The organism is Photobacterium toruni, from assembly GCF_024529955.1.
GTDB lineage: Bacteria > Pseudomonadota > Gammaproteobacteria > Enterobacterales > Vibrionaceae > Photobacterium > Photobacterium toruni.
This window is the reverse complement of record NZ_AP024855.1, coordinates 462,103-482,656: the sequence shown is the minus strand read 5'-3', so window position 1 is coordinate 482,656 and position 20,554 is coordinate 462,103. Positions and strand designations below refer to the sequence as shown.

17 protein-coding genes and 6 tRNA genes are annotated in these 20,554 nt (G+C 36.5%); 14 read left to right on the top strand and 9 right to left on the bottom strand.

What is annotated here, in order from left to right:
- Positions 1 to 509: 509 nt before the first annotated feature.
- Positions 510 to 1,817 (top strand): lipopolysaccharide biosynthesis protein, encoded by a 1,308-nt coding sequence (locus OC457_RS16565; RefSeq protein WP_080176129.1) that lies wholly within the window; start codon positions 510 to 512, stop codon positions 1,815 to 1,817.
- A gap of 97 nt (positions 1,818 to 1,914) precedes the next feature.
- On the opposite strand, the gene OC457_RS16560 is transcribed toward OC457_RS16565, so the two are convergent.
- Together OC457_RS16560 and OC457_RS16555 are read right to left on the bottom strand one after the other, a co-directional pair.
- Positions 1,915 to 2,970: a nickel/cobalt transporter gene (locus OC457_RS16560; protein WP_306341397.1), complete on the bottom strand. Its 1,056-nt coding sequence runs from the start codon at positions 2,968 to 2,970 to the stop codon at positions 1,915 to 1,917.
- Positions 2,971 to 2,990: 20 nt separating this feature from the next.
- Complete coding sequence (locus OC457_RS16555) at positions 2,991 to 3,653, bottom strand: DUF1007 family protein (RefSeq protein ID WP_080176130.1); 663 nt, start codon at positions 3,651 to 3,653, stop codon at positions 2,991 to 2,993.
- Between the two features lie 450 nt (positions 3,654 to 4,103).
- Between OC457_RS16555 and lptA the strand changes: the two genes are divergently transcribed.
- Together lptA and OC457_RS16545 are read left to right on the top strand one after the other, a co-directional pair.
- On the top strand, positions 4,104 to 4,592 hold the full coding sequence (gene lptA, locus OC457_RS16550; protein WP_080176131.1) for a lipopolysaccharide transport periplasmic protein LptA: 489 nt from the start codon (positions 4,104 to 4,106) through the stop codon (positions 4,590 to 4,592).
- An 11-nt stretch (positions 4,593 to 4,603) separates the two neighbouring features.
- The gene (locus OC457_RS16545) at positions 4,604 to 5,071 is read left to right on the top strand and encodes a GNAT family N-acetyltransferase (protein WP_080176132.1); all 468 of its coding nucleotides are present in this window, start codon (positions 4,604 to 4,606) and stop codon (positions 5,069 to 5,071) included.
- A gap of 290 nt (positions 5,072 to 5,361) precedes the next feature.
- On the opposite strand, the gene OC457_RS16540 is transcribed toward OC457_RS16545, so the two are convergent.
- Positions 5,362 to 6,513 (bottom strand): iron-containing alcohol dehydrogenase, encoded by a 1,152-nt coding sequence (locus tag OC457_RS16540; RefSeq protein WP_080176133.1) that lies wholly within the window; start codon positions 6,511 to 6,513, stop codon positions 5,362 to 5,364.
- A 209-nt stretch (positions 6,514 to 6,722) separates the two neighbouring features.
- On the opposite strand from OC457_RS16540, the gene OC457_RS16535 reads away from it, so the two are divergent.
- The 5 genes from OC457_RS16535 to OC457_RS16515 all read left to right on the top strand — a co-directional run bounded on the left by OC457_RS16535 (position 6,723) and on the right by OC457_RS16515 (position 12,625).
- Entirely contained in the window at positions 6,723 to 7,670 is a 948-nt protein-coding gene (locus OC457_RS16535; protein ID WP_080176134.1) for an AraC family transcriptional regulator, read from the top strand.
- Positions 7,671 to 7,778: 108 nt separating this feature from the next.
- A complete protein-coding gene (locus OC457_RS16530) occupies positions 7,779 to 8,402 on the top strand; it encodes an NAD(P)H-dependent oxidoreductase (protein WP_080176135.1) in 624 nt (207 codons plus the stop codon).
- On the top strand, positions 8,399 to 10,336 hold the full coding sequence (locus tag OC457_RS16525; RefSeq protein ID WP_080176136.1) for a monovalent cation:proton antiporter-2 (CPA2) family protein: 1,938 nt from the start codon (positions 8,399 to 8,401) through the stop codon (positions 10,334 to 10,336). Before OC457_RS16530 ends, OC457_RS16525 begins: the two co-directional genes overlap by 4 nt.
- 214 nt (positions 10,337 to 10,550) lie before the next feature.
- Positions 10,551 to 11,582, top strand: a complete 1,032-nt coding sequence (locus OC457_RS16520) for an ABC transporter substrate-binding protein (RefSeq protein WP_080176137.1) — start codon at positions 10,551 to 10,553, stop codon at positions 11,580 to 11,582.
- Positions 11,582 to 12,625: a histone deacetylase family protein gene (locus OC457_RS16515; RefSeq protein WP_080176138.1), complete on the top strand. Its 1,044-nt coding sequence runs from the start codon at positions 11,582 to 11,584 to the stop codon at positions 12,623 to 12,625. Before OC457_RS16520 ends, OC457_RS16515 begins: the two co-directional genes overlap by 1 nt.
- Before the next feature lie 65 nt (positions 12,626 to 12,690).
- On the opposite strand, the gene OC457_RS16510 is transcribed toward OC457_RS16515, so the two are convergent.
- The 3 genes from OC457_RS16510 to OC457_RS16500 all read right to left on the bottom strand — a co-directional run bounded on the left by OC457_RS16510 (position 12,691) and on the right by OC457_RS16500 (position 14,804).
- Positions 12,691 to 12,945: a hypothetical protein gene (locus OC457_RS16510; protein ID WP_080176139.1), complete on the bottom strand. Its 255-nt coding sequence runs from the start codon at positions 12,943 to 12,945 to the stop codon at positions 12,691 to 12,693.
- A gap of 111 nt (positions 12,946 to 13,056) precedes the next feature.
- Positions 13,057 to 13,941, bottom strand: a complete 885-nt coding sequence (locus tag OC457_RS20965) for a DMT family transporter (RefSeq protein WP_080176140.1) — start codon at positions 13,939 to 13,941, stop codon at positions 13,057 to 13,059.
- A gap of 155 nt (positions 13,942 to 14,096) precedes the next feature.
- Entirely contained in the window at positions 14,097 to 14,804 is a 708-nt protein-coding gene (locus OC457_RS16500) for an SDR family oxidoreductase (protein ID WP_080176141.1), read from the bottom strand.
- A 203-nt stretch (positions 14,805 to 15,007) separates the two neighbouring features.
- On the opposite strand from OC457_RS16500, the gene OC457_RS16495 reads away from it, so the two are divergent.
- Positions 15,008 to 15,098: transfer RNA gene (locus OC457_RS16495), tRNA-Ser, on the top strand.
- A gap of 273 nt (positions 15,099 to 15,371) precedes the next feature.
- Here the strand turns inward: OC457_RS16495 and OC457_RS16490 are convergent.
- The 3 genes from OC457_RS16490 to OC457_RS16480 form a co-directional block, all read right to left on the bottom strand.
- Positions 15,372 to 15,905 (bottom strand): hypothetical protein, encoded by a 534-nt coding sequence (locus OC457_RS16490; protein ID WP_080176142.1) that lies wholly within the window; start codon positions 15,903 to 15,905, stop codon positions 15,372 to 15,374.
- 163 nt (positions 15,906 to 16,068) lie between these two features.
- A complete protein-coding gene (locus OC457_RS16485; protein ID WP_080176143.1) occupies positions 16,069 to 18,201 on the bottom strand; it encodes an ExeM/NucH family extracellular endonuclease in 2,133 nt (710 codons plus the stop codon).
- A 67-nt stretch (positions 18,202 to 18,268) separates the two neighbouring features.
- On the bottom strand, positions 18,269 to 19,270 hold the full coding sequence (locus tag OC457_RS16480) for a porin (protein ID WP_080176144.1): 1,002 nt from the start codon (positions 19,268 to 19,270) through the stop codon (positions 18,269 to 18,271).
- A 339-nt stretch (positions 19,271 to 19,609) separates the two neighbouring features.
- Between OC457_RS16480 and OC457_RS16475 the strand changes: the two genes are divergently transcribed.
- The 5 genes from OC457_RS16475 (at position 19,610) to OC457_RS16455 (ending at position 20,523) form a co-directional block, all read left to right on the top strand.
- A tRNA-Ser gene (locus tag OC457_RS16475) sits at positions 19,610 to 19,700 on the top strand.
- Positions 19,701 to 19,741: 41 nt separating this feature from the next.
- Positions 19,742 to 19,818, top strand: a tRNA-Asp gene (locus OC457_RS16470).
- Positions 19,819 to 19,868: 50 nt separating this feature from the next.
- Positions 19,869 to 19,944 (top strand) — tRNA-Thr (locus tag OC457_RS16465).
- A gap of 9 nt (positions 19,945 to 19,953) precedes the next feature.
- Positions 19,954 to 20,038: transfer RNA gene (locus OC457_RS16460), tRNA-Tyr, on the top strand.
- A gap of 394 nt (positions 20,039 to 20,432) precedes the next feature.
- Positions 20,433 to 20,523: transfer RNA gene (locus OC457_RS16455), tRNA-Ser, on the top strand.
- The last annotated feature ends 31 nt before the right edge of the window (positions 20,524 to 20,554 follow it).

Here is a 20,554-nt window from a genome sequence, read left to right as displayed (position 1 = left end):
GGGTAAATTGTAACCAGACGTGTTTTTATTATTTAACAATGAAGATTTCTGTTTTAATGCTGTTATCGGTTTACTTTAAGATTTCCAAAAAGTTTGATTGCATTTTAAATTATTAACCATTTTATGAAAATTGTTAGAATGGAGAATGATTTTTAGTGATATTATTTTTTGGATTTAAAATGGCTTCATTAGTCGGTTGTTTATTGTTACCACACCACCAATTAAAGTGTCGGCTAGCTATTGCACGATTTAAAGTTAAGAGTATTGAGAGAACAATACGCTATTGTGTAAGCCATGGATTAAATAACAATCTACAGTTTTTACTGGATCATTTAGATCGCTATTGTACTGAATTTGAGGTCGTTTATGCTTTGGTTAGTGAGAAAAATCAATACAAATCAAACGATAATAAGAATTTTTAACTGTTAATAATTAAATATGCTATTCGCTTGGGATCTCATGTGAAAAATCCAGTATCATACTAGAATGTTTATTTATAGTTATTACGCATGAAAGAATCGCAAGCCATTCCTTTAGTTGACGATATTGATACCTTAACTCGATTAAAAAAAGCATTTGTTGCAGGGATTTGGGCAACATTAGCCAGTATATCTATCGGTTTTTTATTTAAAGTTTGGTTGGCGCAGTGGGTCGCAAAAGATGATTTAGCCTTATTTAATAGTGTTATTGATATTGTGTCATTATCATTAATATTAATGACAGGTTTTCGCTCTTCAATGGTAGTTACCTATAGTCAGACGCATAATGATCATGACATTATAAATATATTTCGCTTTAGCTTAATTGTGATGGTGTTAATTACATGGGGTTTAGTTCTACCTTATATAAAGCATGAATTGCATATTAATGTTGGTTACTTTGAAATGGTAGGCGTTATTTTTGGTATGGGGCTAAAAATATACTTTACCAATTTAATCGCCATGTACCGTTTATACGATGTTTCAAATAAAGTCACATGGATTGAACCAACATCAAATGTTATTACTTTTGTATGTTGTTATTATCTTTTACACTTTACGGCATTAGCTTCTCTTTTTTATAGTGTGATGGTGTCCTCATTGATTGTGGCGCATTTCATGTATTGGAAACGCAGAAAACAAATTGCTACTAAACCGCTAACCACTGTCCAGCTTGATCCTAATATGCGTAATTATGTACGCAAAAGTTTTACTGCTTCTTTAGAGGCGGGCGCAAGTATTTTAATGATTTATGCAGCGGTTCTGCTAACGATCACGCATTTTAGTTTAGATGAACTAGGCGATTTCCAAGTGGTTGTTAGACCGATATTTACCTATATGACAATGTTGTTTGTATTTCCTATTTATCGGTTTGTATTACCAGAATTATCGCAAAGTGTACGTAAAGGTGAACATACTCAAATACGTGCTATTCGTCGTTGGGTATATCGCTTAGCAGCCATTGTGAGTGTAAGTTTTTTCTTAGTTATGCTTATTGGCGGAAAAGAAATTATTGGATTTATTTTCCCTGCGCAATATAAAGGGGCAGAGATTGTATTGTTTCATTTCTCTATCTTCTTTATTTTTATGATGCTTAATGCTTACCAATTGGCGTATATCAAAGCTCACGGTAAATTTACACTGAGTTTGATGATTCGATTAAGCGGTATTGTTACTTTGGTGGTGAGTTATTATCTACTCGCGTTATTTACGGCTAATGTAGTGGCAATTATTGTTGCGCTTGGGTTTGGCTACGTGATGATGTTTATTTTATCAACTATCGCGGAACAACAAATACTACGTGAATATCGACATCAAGGTATTAGTGTTGACGGATAGCGAATAATTAAATTCACACAGTATGTGTTAATAAAAAAGGTTGAGTATGCAGATTGCTACTCAACCTTTTTATTTTAGAGGGATAAGTTATTGGCGGTTATAGCACTGGAGACATACCATAACTGTGACCATTAAGTAACAATAAGCTTAATAATACCAATAAAATACCGCCTAGCAGTTTAATAATAATACGGGTCATTATTCGTTGACGTTCATTTGTTGCTAAATAATGACTGACGATTTTTTTACTCGATAGGGTTAGTAATGCAATGGCCGATGTTGTTAGCGCAGTGCCTACAGCCATGAGTATTGCACTGATAATGCCAAGCCAGTAGAGGCCAACCATATTAGCAAATAACAGGACTAAAATAGCACCAGTACAAGGACGAATACCAATACTAAAAATAATGACAATATATTCTCGTAAACTAGAGGCATTATTGATTTCATCAGCATTTGCGAAGTGCTTATGTCCACAACCACATTCACTGCCATGATTATGGTGTTGTTGTGCCATTTTAAGTTGCCAAGCTTGTCTCAAGCTGCGGTAAATAACGATCACGCCAAGCAATAACATGGCCATAAAGCTATAACTTATCAATTGATCCGCAGTATCGTTCACTTGTCGCATTGATGATTTAAAAAACAGTAATAAAATACTGACTAACGTAATAGCAACAATTGCTTGTACAAATGCGGATATTATCGTCATGATTAAGCTAGCTTTTATTTTAGCTGGGTTAGTTGCAAGATAAGTAGTAACAATCACCTTGCCATGACCTGGGCCTAATGAGTGAAAGATACCGTAAAGAAAGCTCAACCCTGCTAATGAATAAGCCGCAGTTATATTTTGTTGAGCATCATAGAGTAAATCACTTAATTGACCATTAATGTTACGTTGCCATTTAATACTTTCCATTAGCATTGTTGGCCATTGTTGCCATAAATAATAGCCACTAACTATAAATACTAGTAACACCACCATACGAGTTAACCATGATGGGGTTGCGTGAGTATCAGTAAGAGGATGATCACATATTATGCTATGACTATTATTATGAACCTCAGAATGATGAGGTTGATGTTGATGGCTGCAAGTAGAGGTAAGCGTATTTTTATCGTTCTTTGGGGTTGAGTTACAACAGGATTTCATGAGTCGATCCTAAGTCAATACTATTTTGCAGAAGGTGTTAGTGAGCTAACATTACAGTACAGCTGAACTGTTTGGGTAAACACTTGCCCTAACTGATTATCAGGATCAGCATCTGCTGGAATCGACATTGCAAAAGTTACTTGTTCTGGCGTTGGATTTGGCTCTATTAATGTAAAGTGGCAAGTTTTTGCTAATTCTGGCGATAGAATAATGTCACTTTTGTTATTCCATGACATATCAACATAATAACTAGGTTCAAAGATTAATAATTTTAACGAATCTTTAGTAATAGGTTTAGGTTTTGATAATGGTAGTTCAAAAGTTAGTGTGGCTTTGGCGCGAGGTTTCACTAATTCACCACCCGTTGGAATGCGGTATTTAATCGGAGTGTCGTTATCATAAAAATACGTAAAGTAATGCGAATTTTTCATATTTTCCATAACCGATTGGGCTATATCCTTTAATGTTTGCTGCTTCTTTGCATTTGACATATCTTCGCCATCAAGCATATAAGCGGTGGTCATTGCATCAAATGTCCATACCATCTTAAATCCTGTAATTTGCGTGCTGTTACCCTCAATGTAGGTTTTCATATTAATCCATGAATGGGGGTGTGCTTGACTGGTTATGGGTAATAACGCAGCAATGGCTAATAGAAAATAGGGTAAGGCATTCAAACGCATTTAAGTTGGCTCCATATTCATCATTTGATGAGTGACAATAATTCAGAGTAAATAGCATATTCTTGTTATGTTATAACATAGAGCTATTGATGAATCTAGATGAAGGTATGGGCATTATTTGAAGAGTATTGAGCTGTTAACTATAGAGTTACTGACTATTTGTTGTATGATCAAATTAGTAATCGGTCAGCAAGTCTTTATTAATCATTCAAATCTAGCTTATAAGTTAGTGACATTATATATTTCATAACGCGTTGATTAAAATGACGATGTGTTTAGTAAAAAGCCATGAAAGAGAAACAAATAAATAGCTTTAAGATAAAACGTTAAAAATCAGTTAGAATATAAGAAGAGCGATATATTTTAAGTGTGTAAGAAAAGAGGTTATAGCATCTTTCATGGCTTGATTATCGCGGCAAAATTAGCATCACATGATGAGAATAATAAATAATGAAGAAAAAGCTATTTACTGCGACGTTACTCTTACTTTTGAGTTCTTCTGTTTTTGCGGCACCAGCAGAGACGGCATTGCCAATCCAATTATCATCCGTTACCCAGAATGTTGATGTCGTAAATAATACCACCACGTTAACGGGTAACGTGGATATTGTTCAAGGTGGCATCACCATTAAAGCAGATAAAGCAGTCATTAAGTTAAATGGTAAAACCAAAGAATTAAAAACGATTGAAGTGTATGGCAAGCCAGCTCACTTTAAACGGGTAATGAAAGATGGCAAAGTCATTAATGGCGAGGCTGGATATGGTATTTATACGCCAGCAGAGAGTATGATGGTATTAAAGAAAAACGCTAAAATAACCCAAGATGGTAATACTACTCGCGCTAATACAATTAGTTATAATCTTAAAGCACAATTTATGAAGGCGACAGGTACTAAGTCTCAGCAAGTTAAAACCAAATTATTACCAGAAACGAAATAAAAGGAATTTTCGTGGAATTAGTCACTGTTAACGCAAGCAATCTAGCTATCTATTTAAATCTAACCCAAGCTTATGAAGCTGAATTTTCGCCATTAACCCAAAAATTGCCTGATGATGAGGGTAAGTTTGCTTTAGACACTCCGATAGCGGGTAATGTTACGGGGTATTTATTGTATATTGATGGTAAACCGGCAGGATTAGCAGCAATTGCTAACGAGTGTGTTGATCATTACGAAGTGTGTGATTTTTACGTTGTGCCTGTATTTCGTAAGAACAAAGCAGGTCAACGTTTTGCCCACACACTATTTGATATGATGCCGGGTTTATGGCAGAGCAAACAGATAGCAGGTGCAGATCACGCGATTGCATTTTGGCGACGAGCTATTGGTAGTTACACCAATGAGGTATTTGTTGAAGATATTTATCATGATGAATATTGGGGTGATGTTACTCGCCAATGTTTTAAAACCACGGCTTAATTTGCCGTAATTTTAAATAACCGCATAGATATAATAAAACCGCTATTGTTTAATAAATGATAGCGGTTTTGTTTTCGCTACGGTAGCGTATTGTAGCATTACTCTTTTTGTTTGCTTCTTTTAGGCTTGATCTCGTGCTCAAGAGATCACGGATAATCTTGTATCAGTAAACTCTTTTCCAAAATGATTCTGTTGGTCAATCTCGATCTATAATCCTTATTCGCCGCACAAAAAAAAGGCTAGAGATAAAATACCTAGCCTTTATATATAAAATTATAATCGAGTGATAATTACAACGCAGTCTCTAGAATCTTGCGGCTATCTGCAATCGTTAGTTTTCCATGTTCACCAAGTGCTGTTCTACCGTGTTTTTCAAGGCTAGCAACTAATACATCAATATCAGCAGCGCCTAGTTCAACATCCGCTAATGAGGTTGGAACGTTCATTTCTTTAAAGAAAGCAATAGTGCGTGCAATTGCAGCATCAATACGTTCGTCAGTTGTACCTGTGGTAATGCCAAATACGCGTTCTGCATATTGCACTAATTTTGCTTGTTTCTCTTTACGGCAAACTTGCATCACTGCAGGTAGCACAATACTCAGTGTACGTGCATGATCGATACTGTAGTTACCAGTAAGCTCATGGCCAATCATATGTGTAGCCCAATCTTGTGGTACACCAACCCCAATTAAACCATTTAAGGCTTGGGTTGCAGACCACATGATATTGGCACGAACAGCAATATCATTAGGTGTTGCCAGTGCTTTCGGGCCTTCTTCGATAAGCGTCAGCAATAGACCTTCAGCAAAACGGTCTTGGACTTTGGCATTTACAGGGAAGGTTAAGTATTGCTCCATAGTGTGAACAAAAGCATCGACAACACCGTTAGACACTTGGCGTGGTGATAAACTTAAGGTGGTCTGTGGATCTAAGATAGCAAATGTAGGCTTTACCAATGGTGAGCCAAAGAATAGCTTATCGTTACCACGAGAAACCACGGCACCGCCGTTAGTTTCAGAGCCTGTTGCTGGCAGCGTTAATACACATCCGATAGGTAAAACGGTCGTTATAGGTGCTTGGTCATGCAAAATTTCCCATGGATCAGCGCCTTCATAACATGCTGCAGCAGCAATGAACTTGGTGCCATCAACCGCAGAACCACCACCAACAGCGAGTAGAAAGTCATAGTTTTCTGCTTTCACTTTAGCAACGGCTTGCATTAGAGTGTCATATTGTGGGTTTGGCTCAACACCTGAAAATTCTCCCCAATTAAAGCTAGTCAGTGCTGCGGCAACTTGCTTATAGACACCGTTAGTTTTAATGGATCCACCACCGTAAATGACTAAGATTTTTTTATCTTTAGGAATATCATTGGCAATTTCAGCAATTTGACCTTCACCAAAATGAATTTTTGTAGGGCTTTGATACGTAAATTTGTCCATTTTATTTTCCTTAGAACAGCAAGCTGAGCTGATTATTATAATGATTTTAATTATCAGATACTGAGTACCTTAGAATATTCAGTTTAGGGGATAATAGCGTTTTATTTAATACATAATTCTCTTTAATACTTGCCTATTTCTCTTTTGTTACTGCTATTAATCGGTAAGGTCTGCTAAGGTGATGGAAACGATTTTGTGAGTAGATAGCCATGAACTGTGGAAGCATTGCAAATATAACAGTATCTCAACCCATCGCCATACCCGCGCCCATTATTAGCTTAGCGTATTCGTTATGTGAATATTATGGGTTGGCACATCGATCTGGCCGCGTAGATACTAACCTTACTGGAGTACGGCTATTTAGGATTGATAGTTATCACAAATATAGCCCGCAAATGTATGAGCAAGGTATTGTTATTATTATTCAAGGCTACAAAATTGGTCATTTAAATCAACATCAATTTAATTACGATCCACAACGATGTTTATTGGTTACGACACCTTATCCTATTATTTGTGAGACCTTCGCCTCACAACAGCAGCCATTGATTGGGATTAATATTGATTTTGATTTAACCGTTATTCGTCAGTTAGTAACCATGATTGAAGATGAGCAACAACAGCAATTCAATTATGAAGGTAGCTGCGGGGTAGCGACGGCAAAAATGACAGAACGCATGTATCGTAGCATTGAGCAATTATTTGAAGTATTGCATGATCCTCTTGATGCTGCCGTTATAGGTCCATCATTAATTCGACAGTTGTTTTATTATTTACTTCAGGGTGATCAAGGGTATTTATTAGCGCAATATTGTGAACAAGACAGTGCGTTAGCCAAAATTTCATCAGTCATCGATTATGTACAATTGCATTATGATACTAAATTACAAGTACATGAATTGGCTGCAATGGCGGGAATGAGTGTATCTGTTTTCCATAAAGTGTTTAAACAAGTCGTGACCGATCCACCACTGCAATATATTAAGAAAATACGTTTAAATAATGCCAAGACGTTAATCTTACAACAAGGTATGGCTGCTAATATTGCTGCGGGGTTGGTGGGTTATGAGAGCCCTGCACAGTTTAGCCGTGAGTTTAAGCGTTATTTTGGTTTGTCACCGAGTAAAATTCATGAAAATGCAGGATTTATTCGATAGTATGTCTAAATAGTATCGTTGATATGCAATCATGATAACCGTTTTATAATATAATGTTTTATTAGCGTACTGTTTATTAATGATAAGACAACAATAATAAGGAAAACAATGTCGGCTTCTCACAACAAGGTGTTGATTTTATTTGCTCATCCGTCACAAAATCGATCTGAAATCAACGTACCGTTATTTAATGCATCTAAAGGTTTCGATCACGTTACGGCAGTGGATTTATATGCAGAGTACCCCAATTTTCGTATTGATATCGATAAAGAGCAACAACGGTTACGCGATCATGATGTGATTGTGTTTATGTTTCCACTTTATTGGTATTCCACGCCATCGTTACTGAAAGAGTGGCAAGATCTGGTATTAGAATATGGTTTTGCTTATGGTAGTGAAGGCAAAGAATTAATAGGTAAAAAATTCTTTTGTGCGCTAACCGCTGGTGGAGCGGAATCAAGTTATCGTAAAGAAGGCTTTAACCATTTTACAATTCGACAATTGTTACAGCCGTTAGAGCAAATGGCAGAATTAACGGGTATGGAATTTTTGGCTCCATTTGCTTTATTTGGCGCAGGTACTGCTACAGAAGAACAACGGATCACCAAACATCTACAAAATTGGCGGCGCGTGTTAATCGCAATCGCAGATAATCAATTCGATTATGATGTTGCGAGTAAATTATCAAAATTAAATCATAGTCTTGATATTGTGATCACGGAGTCGCTATGACGGGTATATTTTTACAAGCATTTATCTATTTAGTTGCGGCCGTGATTGCAGTACCGATTGCGAAACGGTTTGGGCTTGGCTCGGTATTGGGTTACTTAATTGCCGGTGTCGTTATTGGACCTGTTATTGGATTAGTTGGTAGCGAAACTACCACAATTCAGCATTTTGCTGAGTTTGGCGTAGTAATGATGCTATTTATTGTTGGCCTTGAACTCGAACCTAAAATGTTGTGGGGCATGCGTCATCGCTTATTGGGTTTAGGGGGTCTGCAGGTTGTAGTGACCACCGCTGTTGTGATGGGTATTGCCAGTATATTAGGCGTCGGTTGGACTTATGCTTTAGCAATTGGCTTGATCTTTTCATTATCATCAACCGCGATTGTGCTGCAAACTTTTAATGAAAAAGGACTCAATAAAACTGAAGGCGGAAAAAGTGCATTTTCGGTTTTATTATTTCAAGATATTGCTGTTATTCCAATGCTGGCATTAATTCCCTTGTTGGCATTACCTGAACTAGTAGAGAAAGCACAATCAACCGTTGCGGCTGCTGCTGAACATCATGATGAATTGAGTTTAGTGGCGGGTTTACCTGGGTGGGGGTATACCATTGTGGTGATCCTTGCTATTGCGGGGGTTGTCGTGGGAGGACATTATCTTAGCCGACCACTATTTCGCTTTGTTGCAGCTTCTGGTCTGCGTGAAATTTTTACCGCAACAGCATTAATGTTAGTGATTGGTATTGCGGCATTAATGAGTTTAATTGGCTTATCACCAGCATTAGGTACCTTCCTTGCTGGTGTCGTCTTGGCAAACAGTGAGTTCCGCCATGAGCTTGAATCAAATATTGAACCGTTTAAAGGTTTATTGTTAGGGCTGTTCTTTATTACTGTTGGTGCAGGAATTAATTTTAGTATTTTGTTTGATCAGTTTGGCACTATTATTGGTTTAACCCTTGGTGTGATGGTGGTTAAGGCAGTCGTATTATTAATCTTAGCATTTGTTTTTAAAGTAAAAGGTAGCGATAAGTGGTTATTTGCGCTTAGTTTGGCACAAGCGGGTGAATTTGGGTTCGTTTTATTGAACTACACTGTCCAAAACAATGTATTGCCAGCTGAATTAGGGCAGACATTATCATTAGTTGTAGCATTGTCGATGTTCTTAACCCCAGGGTTATTTATTTTATTTGATAAAGTAATTTTGCCACGTTTTAGTGCGGCAAAAAATGAACGTGAAGCAGATGAAATAGATGAACAAGGTAAAGTGATCATTGCCGGTATTGGTCGTTTTGGTCAAATTGTGAATCGCTTATTGACCTCAAATGGTATGCAAACCGTGGTACTCGATCATTCTGTGACTCAAATTGATAATATGCGTCAAATTAATATTAAGAGTTTCTTTGGTGATGCCACTCGCCATGATTTATTGCATACCGCTGGGATTGAAGATGCCAAAGTATTTGTGGTAGCAATTGACGATCAAGAGCGTGCCACAGAACTTGTGCATTATATAAAGCAAACGTATCCACATGTTCGAGTGTTAGCGCGCGCTTATGATCGAGGGCATCATTATTCATTACGTTGTGCTGGTGCTGATTATGTTATCAGTGAAACCTACCGCTCAGCATTAGCTATGGGCGCACAAGCCTTGAAAGAACTTGGAGTACATCCATTTAGGGCTGAACAGCAAAAAGAAATGTTTGTTGAAACCGAAGCGAAAAGTAAAGAACTGTTGTACCAAACATGGCGCGATAGTACTGAGGAAGATCGTTTTAATGCCTCTTATGTTGAATTATTTATGCAGTTAGAGCAAACGTTAGGCGAGGCCATGAAACAAGAGCGTACAGATAAACATACTAAGTCTGAACGTGGTTGGACACCGCCACCGAAAAACTTTATTGAAGAAGCTGAACAAATGCAGGCGAATAAGAATAGCTAACCTTGCTAGATATGATTCTTGATCTAAAATAGCAACTGCAATTGAGTTAATAAGACGCTAACTGTTTAATCATTAGCGTCTTTTTTTATATTACCATCATTATATTTGTGTAGCATTTGCATACAATTTCTACATAACTGCTTAAATTTATTTATGCTATTGTCAATTGCAAAAGCTTATATCGAGCTTTATTTGAATATTGGTAATAGGTGAAATGTTTAAAAAGAATCTGCTCGTATCGCTTCTATTTAGCTCTTTCGTTGCTCAACCTGCTCTCGCTGATACAACATTAAATATCTATAATTGGTCAGAATATCTGCCGACAGAATTATTGACTAAATTTACCAAAGAAACTGATATCAAGGTTAATTATTCAACGTTTGAAAGTAATGAAACGATGTATACCAAGATCAAAATGATCGATGGTAAAGGGTATGATTTAGTTTTTCCATCCACCTATTATGTGTCTAAAATGGCAGATGAAGGCTTATTAGCACTATTAGACCATAGCAAGATCACCGCATTTTCTAAACTAGATAGCACGATTTTAAATCAACCTTTTGATCCTAATAATCAGTATTCATTGCCTTATGTTTGGGGCAGTACTGCATTAGGTTATGACAGTGATCGAATTGAGAGCCAGCAGATCACACAGTGGAAAGATCTATGGAAGCCTGAGTTTAAAGGTAATGTGCTATTAACTGACGATCCTCGTGATGTCTTTGGTATGGCACTGATCATGAACGGTCATAGCGTTAATAGTCGTGATGAGGCTGAAATCAAACAAGCTTACGAAACATTGAAAACATTGATACCCAATGTGGCAGTATTTAATTCAGATGCGCCACATATTCCTTATATTGCAGGTGAAGTCTCTGTTGGAATGCAATGGAACGGTACTGCGGTACGTGCTGAAAATGAAAATCCAGCACTTAAATTTGCTTATCCGCAAGAAGGGACTATTTTCTGGATGGATAACATGGTTATTCCCGCAGCTAGTCAGAATAAAGATGCTGCCTACCAATTTATTAATTTCTTATTAAAGCCTGAGAACCAAGCTAAAATTATTACAGAAATTGGCTATGCTGCTCCTAATTTGGATGCATTGCAGAATCTTCCTGAAAATATTCGTCAGAGCGAGATTATCTTTCCGCCCAAAGCAATTAAGCAAAAAGGTCAATTTTTAGCTGATGTTGGTGACGCGACGGCACTCTACCAGCGTTACTGGATGGAGTTAAAGAAATAATGAAAGTTATCTATACTGAAAAACAACGTTTACACCATGTACGCTTTGAATTCTTAAATGGTGAAGCAACCCCTTGTTTTGAAAAACCAGAGCGTGCTGATATGGTGCTAAATGCGCTTAATAGTCACGGTGGTTTTACAATGATTGAACCAAATAGCTATGGTGATGCACCGCTGCGTTGGGTTCATACTGATGATTACGTTGATTTCCTTGCAAGCTGCTGGGATCAATGGGTCGAAGCATTTGGTGATGTGCATGACGCATCGCCATACTGTTTTGCGCCTGCACGTCATTTACGTAATCGTATTCCAAAAGATATCGAAGGTCGCTTAGGGTACTACAGCTTTGATATGACAGCGGCTATTACCGCCGGATCTTGGAAAGCAATTGTTGCAGCAACGGAATGTGCTTTAACTGGGGTCGATTTAATTAAGCAAGGCGAACATGCCGCGTTTGCATTATGTCGTCCTCCGGGTCACCATGCGGCCTCTGATTTAATGGGGGGTTATTGTTACGCTAATAATGCGGCTATTGCTGCTGAAAGTTTTATTCGTCAAGGTGCAAAGCGAGTCGCGGTATTGGATATTGATTACCATCATGGTAACGGTACGCAAAGTATTTTCTATCATCGTAATGATGTGTTATTTGCTTCTATTCATGGCGATCCTGATTATGATTATCCGCATTATCTAGGCTTTGCTGATGAAGAAGGTGAGGGTGAAGGCTTAGGCTTTAATCTAAACTTACCTTTGCCACTGCATACTACTGATTGGTCAGTGTATGAGCCCGTATTAGCGCAAGCATTGGCGCGTATTACAGAATATAAACCTGAAGCGTTAGTTATTTCATTGGGCATGGATACCTTTGCTGATGATCCGATCAGCTACTTTAAATTGATGCGCAATGATTATCAAAATATTGGCTGGATGATAGGCTTATTAAATATTCCAACATTATTTGTTTTTGAAGGTGGTTATGCAGTAGATGACTTAGGCCATAATACCGTTGCCGTTCTTGATGGATTTAACAAAGCGTTAGTTTAAGATTGTTGTGATATAAAAATTATGCGGTGTAAAAAGCGATAGCCTAATGGTTATCGCTTTTTTATTTATAGAACAATACCCATATAAATACACAATTCACGCTTAATTCGGTTGTATTCACTTGATATGACTTTTTGAGCCTGATAGTCAGTACCGTCATTGGTCGCCATATCGTTTTCTTCAATCTCTAAAAAAGGCAGTTCAGTGCTATTTGTTAATAGATATAGAGCTCGATGACCATCTATTTTGTAATTTAAATCAAAGGCTACAATCGTTTCCATATTGATATAAATATTATTAATTTTTAGTGCTTTTTTCATTACGGATACCTTATGTAAGCAACGTTAAAGTCACATTTAATCTGTGGCTAAAAATAGCATATTCCGAGTTTTTGTCTTTGTATGCAGAAAGTTCTGCAATGAAAGATTGTATTATTCGTTAACAGCAATTGCTTGAATTGAATCTTTTTTATGCTGTTTCCTTTCTACTTTTGCTAGCCATAATAGTGGCGCAATGATCATTACCGTACCCACAAAAGTGGTCGTATCTGGCACTTCATTAAACAATAAGTAGCCGACAACAACAGCGCCAATTAAACCACTGTATTCGGCACTGGCTATTTTATTACTTTCAGCTGCACGATAAGCCACTACACATGTTGCTGCATACACCAAAATTAAAGCACTAGAGCCTGAGGCTGTAATCAATGGTGACCAATCCCATGGTTTATTTTCCCATAAAGCCAATGCAAGTGATGCAGGCATACCTATTAGGTTGGTGAGTAATAATGTTTGAGCAACACTTTGTTGGGTAGGGAGTTTACGAATAAAAAGGTTATTAACTGCAATCGTAAATGCGACGACCAATGCACCAAAAGCGGCCCAACTGATGTCGGTTGGGCGCACAATGACCAATACGCCAGCAAAACCAATAATACCTGCCGCAATAGAATATCGACTGAGTTTTTCGCCATAAACAAGCATTGCTAACGGAAGCATGATCAAGGGCGCGGCATAGAAAATGGCATTTGCAGTAGCTAAGGGAAGCGTACTTAATGAGATCACCATAAATACAGCACCTAATAACCATACATGTGCGCGTATGCAATGCCATTTTAAGCCAATGAAAAAGCTTTGTTTTGTAGCTCGTAGACAAAAGGGTAATAAAATAATCACAGCTGACAGTTGGCGAAAAAATACAAATTGAAACACTGCGGCATCTTTGCCCATGGTCTTGATTATTGCATCAGAAAGTACGGCGACTAAATTACCAATAATTAAAATGGTCATAGCAAAGCCAACAGAACGTTTTTTCATTATATCTACCGCAAGAAACAAGGTGAATGGTGATGCTGATTGAGGTTAATAAGCACAAACAACAGCATTAATAAGCCTGTATATTATGATGAATTTCACATTATGCATAATAATATAATATGTGTTTTATCAGCATTGTTTATACTTAAAGCGTATCACCAAGGAAGAGTGTTACCGTCATAACTTAAAAATTGTCCAGTTTCTTGTGGTGTGAGTCGTGCTAATAAGCTCAATAAGCATTGCGCAGTATAAGTGGGTGTAAATAATTTGTGGGGTGCAACATTACGTTGAAATGGTTTAGAGAGAGCGCTTGCGGTTGTTCCGGGGTGAAAAGCAATCACACAACAATGGGGAAGTTTGGTGCGCCATTCAATACTGATAGTTTTAATCGCCATATTAAGTGCGGCTTTTGAACTACGATAACTGATCCAACCGCCTAATTTATTATCTTCAATACTGCCTACCCTGGCTGAAATAGTTACAAAATAACTGTGAGATGATGTTTTTAACGCTGCCATGAAATGTTTGGCAATTAATAAGCTAGGTAGTGTATTCGTTTGAATGTTGGTTTGAAAAAAATGCACATCAAATTGTTGAATGGACTTTTCAGGCTGATGTTCAGTTGTGTGGAGCATACCAACAGCATTAATTATTAGATCAAGTCGAGGAAGTTGTTTTGCAAGTGCTTCAATATGATCCTCAAGTGTAATATTACACTGGTGCCAACGTAGCTGAGAATGTTGATATTGAGGCTGGTGGCGAAAAAATGTTGCATGAACATTCACATGGGGCTTAATGAGTAATAATTGTTGAATAATCGCTAATCCGATTCCACCAGTACCACCAATAATTAAGACATTCATGAAATCTTCCTTGAAATAGTAACGTTATTATTTACCAATAGTCTAACAATGGCTGTTAAATTAAATTATAGCGAACCTTTTGTCATGCTGTCGGTACAATAAAGCGGCCAATAATAGTTATTGGGGTGATAAATACCCAAGTAAATTCCTTTTAAGAATAAAAGCTTTACAGTGAATGATGAACGCTATAGTATACGCCGCATGGAGAGATGGCTGAGCGGTTGAAAGCACTGGTCTTGAAAACCAGCATACGTTTATAGCGTATCTAGGGTTCAAATCCCTATCTCTCCGCCAAATTCTTAAAAGCCAACATTTAGATGTTGGCTTTTTTACGTCTGAATAAAATGTAGGCATATTTAATTCGTGTAATAGCAGCAGGTTCAAATTCACGACTACCTAGATCGTGTTTTTTCATCATACTCTGTAGTTAGGTTACGAACGAGATAGGGTAGCGATTATTAGTATGTTGTAGCATAACCTCGTTGATGATAACGAGGCTTTTATATGTCTACCATCAAGATGAGAAAATGTTGAAGGTTTGGTATTTTATGATGGTGATTGAGAACATTAAATAGCTAATGCATTATGCACATTGATGTTGTATTTTATGATATGCGATAGAAATAATAGTCGTTCAACTTTCAAATCAGTTAGGCGGCGTAAATCATATTCTGATGAGTATTGATGATTAAGATCTAATAAATTAAATTGGTCATTAATAATTATTTCTTTTTTTAATGATTTCATTATTAATGAATGACAATAATCTTGAGGTGATTTTTCAAATGCTATTTTTTTAATAATTTCATCAATGGTTATTACATTTCTATATTCAAAGAAATCAAACAATTGATCTTCAATCATAATAGCTAATTTTTCAGTGTCGATATGACTATTTTGTGATATTTTCTTATATTCAATAGTTACTCTAACTTTAGGGCTTGAAACTAATTTTTCCTTTATATCTATTTCAAGAATACAGTTACTTTTATATTGTTCAAACCAAGACTGAATTCTTTTTTCAACATCAGATTTATAAAGAAAAGGTTTTATCCATGCTTTATTTAATGAGATTGAAAGTGATTTTGCTGAACTAAGCATGTAGTTAGGATCCTAAAATAGACGAGGCATGATTACACCACTATGTAGGATTTGTTTTTATGATAAGCATCACATTGCAAGTATGAATTGCTTATTAATCATTAGAGTTATCAGTAATGTTACTTTTCAAAAAAGAGGCTTAATCAGCCTCTTTTTATATTAGTTATTTATTGATCTTTTTTCTTGATAGTAGGATTCCAAATAAAGAAATTAATCCTATAATACCTGTTGAACCACCAGAGTGCTGTGTTTTTGTATTATCTTTAATTTTTAAATCAATGATCGCAGGATCGTGATCTGATGCGCGGTAGATATCCTTATAACGAGGAGAACATGTATTTTTATTACAATTGTTTTTATCTGCATATTCTAATAACGTAGTTTCGCCAGCATTAATATTCCAATCTGTAGCATCGACAACCTTACTTATTAGATCTGGTGATAATAGAATATAATCTAACGTACCAATATTATTTTGATATGAAAAGCTGTATGAATCTTGATGTAATTGACGGATGATATTGGTATAACCATAATTTTTATTGATGACTTTACCTTCTGGTCCATATAATCGTGTACCTGTCTTTTCATCTCCTCCAATATAAGTATATCCTGCGGCTTTAATAATATGATCTTTAGGTACGTTATCTCGATTAGTTAATACGATGACAGGATCTTCATTTGCGTATGAATTTAAATCGCCAATGATAATTTTTGAACCGGAAATTTTATCTAATTCCGCACCCAAATGTTCAGCAGCAGCTACCCGTAAATTCTCACATGAACCTTGCTTATCTGCATCAAGCTGTTCACCTGTATTTACATCTTCCCAGCAAGTAGAGCCTTTTGATTTAAAATGGTTAACAGAGATGGTTAAGGTTTTATCTGTGCCATTGATTTTAAAGGTTGGAGCAATGGTATCACGTTGATGATTAATGCCACTTTCGTTTCTTTGCTTACGTTTTTCATCAGTATACTTAACTGCAGGCGCATGTTGCTCTGGCATTTTTATTATACGGTATTGCTCTAATGTTACTTTACTTGGTTTGTAAATCACTTGGCTTGAAATAGCATCACTACCAACAAATTTTTCACCATTATTGGGTTTTACATACTTGTAATGTTCAGCTGGATCTTTTATTCGATCATTAATTTTAGTAACTAAATCGTAAACGGCTGAATCTGATTTAAAACCATTATTTTCAATTTCCATTAAACCGACAATATCAGCCTGCATTCGCACAATGGCTTTAGCAATTTTAGTGCTTTGTAGGTCAAATTCCTCTTGTGTCATTGCGCCACGGTTTTGTTTTAATGGATTTTGAGTCTCATGCGTAAATGGGGAATTGAAGTAATTAAGAACATTAAAACTAGCGATTCGTAAATCTCCGCCTTGTTTTAATACTGGCGCGTCAGTTCTATCATTTGTATGAATAAATGTCTTTGTATCGGCTTCATTGGTGACATAGAAACGATAATCGCCATACGAATAACCTATTACACCTTCTAAGCCATCAACAATATCACCAATACGAATATAATTATCAGTTGTTCCGGTGCCGTTATCTGCACCAAAGGTTGAATACCAAGGAATATCACCGTTTGGTGCTTTGGTAAAAGATTCAATAACTAATAAATCATTGGGTTGTTTTGCATGAGAGGTTGTTGGCACATGGTTTTGATTAGGGTGTACGTTTACAGTTCCATGTGAAAGTAACATATTGCTACGGTATGAATTAAAATCAAAACCATAATTTTTTGTAACGTTTAGATCTGAATCCTCATTAATACGTACTAGCATTCCTTCGTAACGTTCTAAATCAAATTTATTGGCATCATCAAATGTTAAGGCAGTAATTGGTGGTAATGGATTATTATTTGTTAATATTTTAATACTTTCGACATTAATTAATTTAGTCCACTTAAAATCTTCGCTAATATTAGCAATGACACTAACTTCCTGTCCTATTTTTAAGCCAATTATTTTAGTTGTTTGAACAAAAATACCATCAGAAGTTGCTGGATTATTGTCAGTTACAGCTTGCATGAAAAATCCTTGCTGTAGATCTTTACCTAAATTGTGTTGCTGAATAGCAGTAATAATTCCGTTTACTTGATATTGTTGAGTCGATATATGTTTATTTAGGGCAATAGGAGTGTATTCGCCTTCACCTTGAATACCTTGAATGGTTAATGTTTTTATTTCATTTTGGTCTTGATTATCAGCGGCATATAGTTGAAAACTAAATGATGAAATGGTGGCGCCAATAACAATAGCTAGAATGTTTTTTTTCATGAGTTATTTTCCATGTGTATAACAATATATGAATTATCATTCAATGAATTAAAAGAGAGGGAATGCTTTAAAACCAATAGTATGCTTTTAGATAACCTAATGTGCCTGTATTCCCCCCCATTGCAGCTTCAGCAACGAGTTTTACATTCTTGGCATACATATATTGCGTACCAACGACAACATGTTGGTCATCTTTATCGTTATTATCATCATTGTATATATTACCAACAACATAACCTGTTAATTGGCTTGTAATGTCGTAAGAACCTGATAATACATAGGTCATGCTATTTTTGTTTACACCATCACGGTCGGAATAAGAGGTAAACCCACCAATAGCAAATTTATTAATTTTATATTTACCGTGTAATGAATATAATTCGCCACGATTATGTACCGTCTCTGCTGCAGCAATGACGGTTAAGTTGTTAGTAAAGTAGCCAGCATAGCCATTAATTACTTCTCCTTCACGGGAGTCAGTAATGTATGATCCTCTTTTCTTGATGAATATGCCATTTTCATCATACAGGGATTGAGCATCGTGTTCGAAATCCCACCCTTTGGCTGAATATGAGATACCGACTTTTAAAGCGCCAAATTCGCCACGGTATTTAATCGTATTATCTTGATCTCCTGCTTCTGATACTTCATCGGCTAATTCATTTGAGAAATCGCCAAAAGCATCATAGTGATCATAGGCTGTATCTGTTCGTCCAAACTCGACTGTTTGTTTATCAGTTAAGAAATATCCAACATAAGCTTTATCAATAACTAATCTAAAGTTGTTTTCATAAGTCCAATCAGTACGTTCAGCGTCAATTTCTAATTTGGCATAAAATTTATTAGTTTGTCCTTTAATACCAATAGTTCCAAAAGAGTCATCAACATAAGATTTAGATTTATCGCCAAAAGGGGATTTATCTCTATTTGTGACAATGGTACCGCCTATTTCTGCACCGCCATAGATATCTAATCTATCGCCATTATCTTTTTTATAAATAGTGGCTGATTGGGCGAAAGTGCTCATAAAAAGTGATGAAATGGCAATTACTAATATTTTCTTTTTCATTTTATTTGCTCACAGATTAAATTACTGAGAGTAAAATACCTCTTTGGAATAAGCTCAATGTAATCTTTAATGATTCTAATTTCATATTTCTGATTAAAGTGTGATGCTTGACCAAGCAATCGTTTGCTTTGTTGAGAAAATTTGGAGCAAGATCAATATTTCAATAGTGGGGCTATTAATACTGTGGTGTAATATTTATTAAGTTAAATAATTTTATTGTTACGATAAAGCGGTAATTGATTATTTTTACAGTACATTGATGAATAACAAATCAATTGATGTCTTTTTTAATATTATTACTTTACAGATAATAAACGCAACTATATGATTCTCCCCATTGGAGAGATGGCTGAGCGGTTGAAAGCACTGGTCTTGAAAACCAGCATACGTTTATAGCGTATCTAGGGTTCAAATCCCTATCTCTCCGCCAAATTCTAGGGATTCGATTTAATCGAGTTTCATTAAAGAATTGGAGCGGTAGTTCAGTTGGTTAGAATACCGGCCTGTCACGCCGGGGGTCGCGGGTTCGAGTCCCGTCCGCTCCGCCAACATAAAGACATAGTGTTAGATATTAACATGCTATGTAACGAAATTTTGTGCCGACTTAGCTCAGTAGGTAGAGCAACTGACTTGTAATCAGTAGGTCACCAGTTCGACTCCGGTAGTCGGCACCATTAAATTTCGGTGGGATTCCCGAGTGGCCAAAGGGAGCAGATTGTAAATCTGCCGGCACTGCCTTCGAAGGTTCGAATCCTTCTCCCACCACCATATAATGTCTATTGGTTTTTACATCATTAGTTAATGCTAGTAGACAATGATAAATAAGAAAGCCCGCAAGCAATTGCGGGCTTTTTTACGTCTGAATTTTAGTGAAATGTAGTTTCGAGGTTAGAGGCTGCGAGAGTGTAAAGTGCTAGAACCCACTACCGTATAATTCCTACTTAGTTCAGTTGGTGCTTCTTTATTGGCGAGATCTTGCCGTCATTCGTGATGGGGGATCTTTTTTAAATCTAGTCAGTCCATTATATTGGCTTATAGATTGTTGTATAAAACATCAAATTGAGTGATATTAACAACCATTGAACAATTGATGATCACTTGAAAAGCTTTTTAATATTATTGCTTTACAAGGAAAGGGTTGCGCTATATTATACGCGGCATTGGAGAGATGGCTGAGCGGTTGAAAGCACTGGTCTTGAAAACCAGCATACGTTTATAGCGTATCTAGGGTTCAAATCCCTATCTCTCCGCCAAATTCTAGAGATTCGATTTAATCGGGTTTCA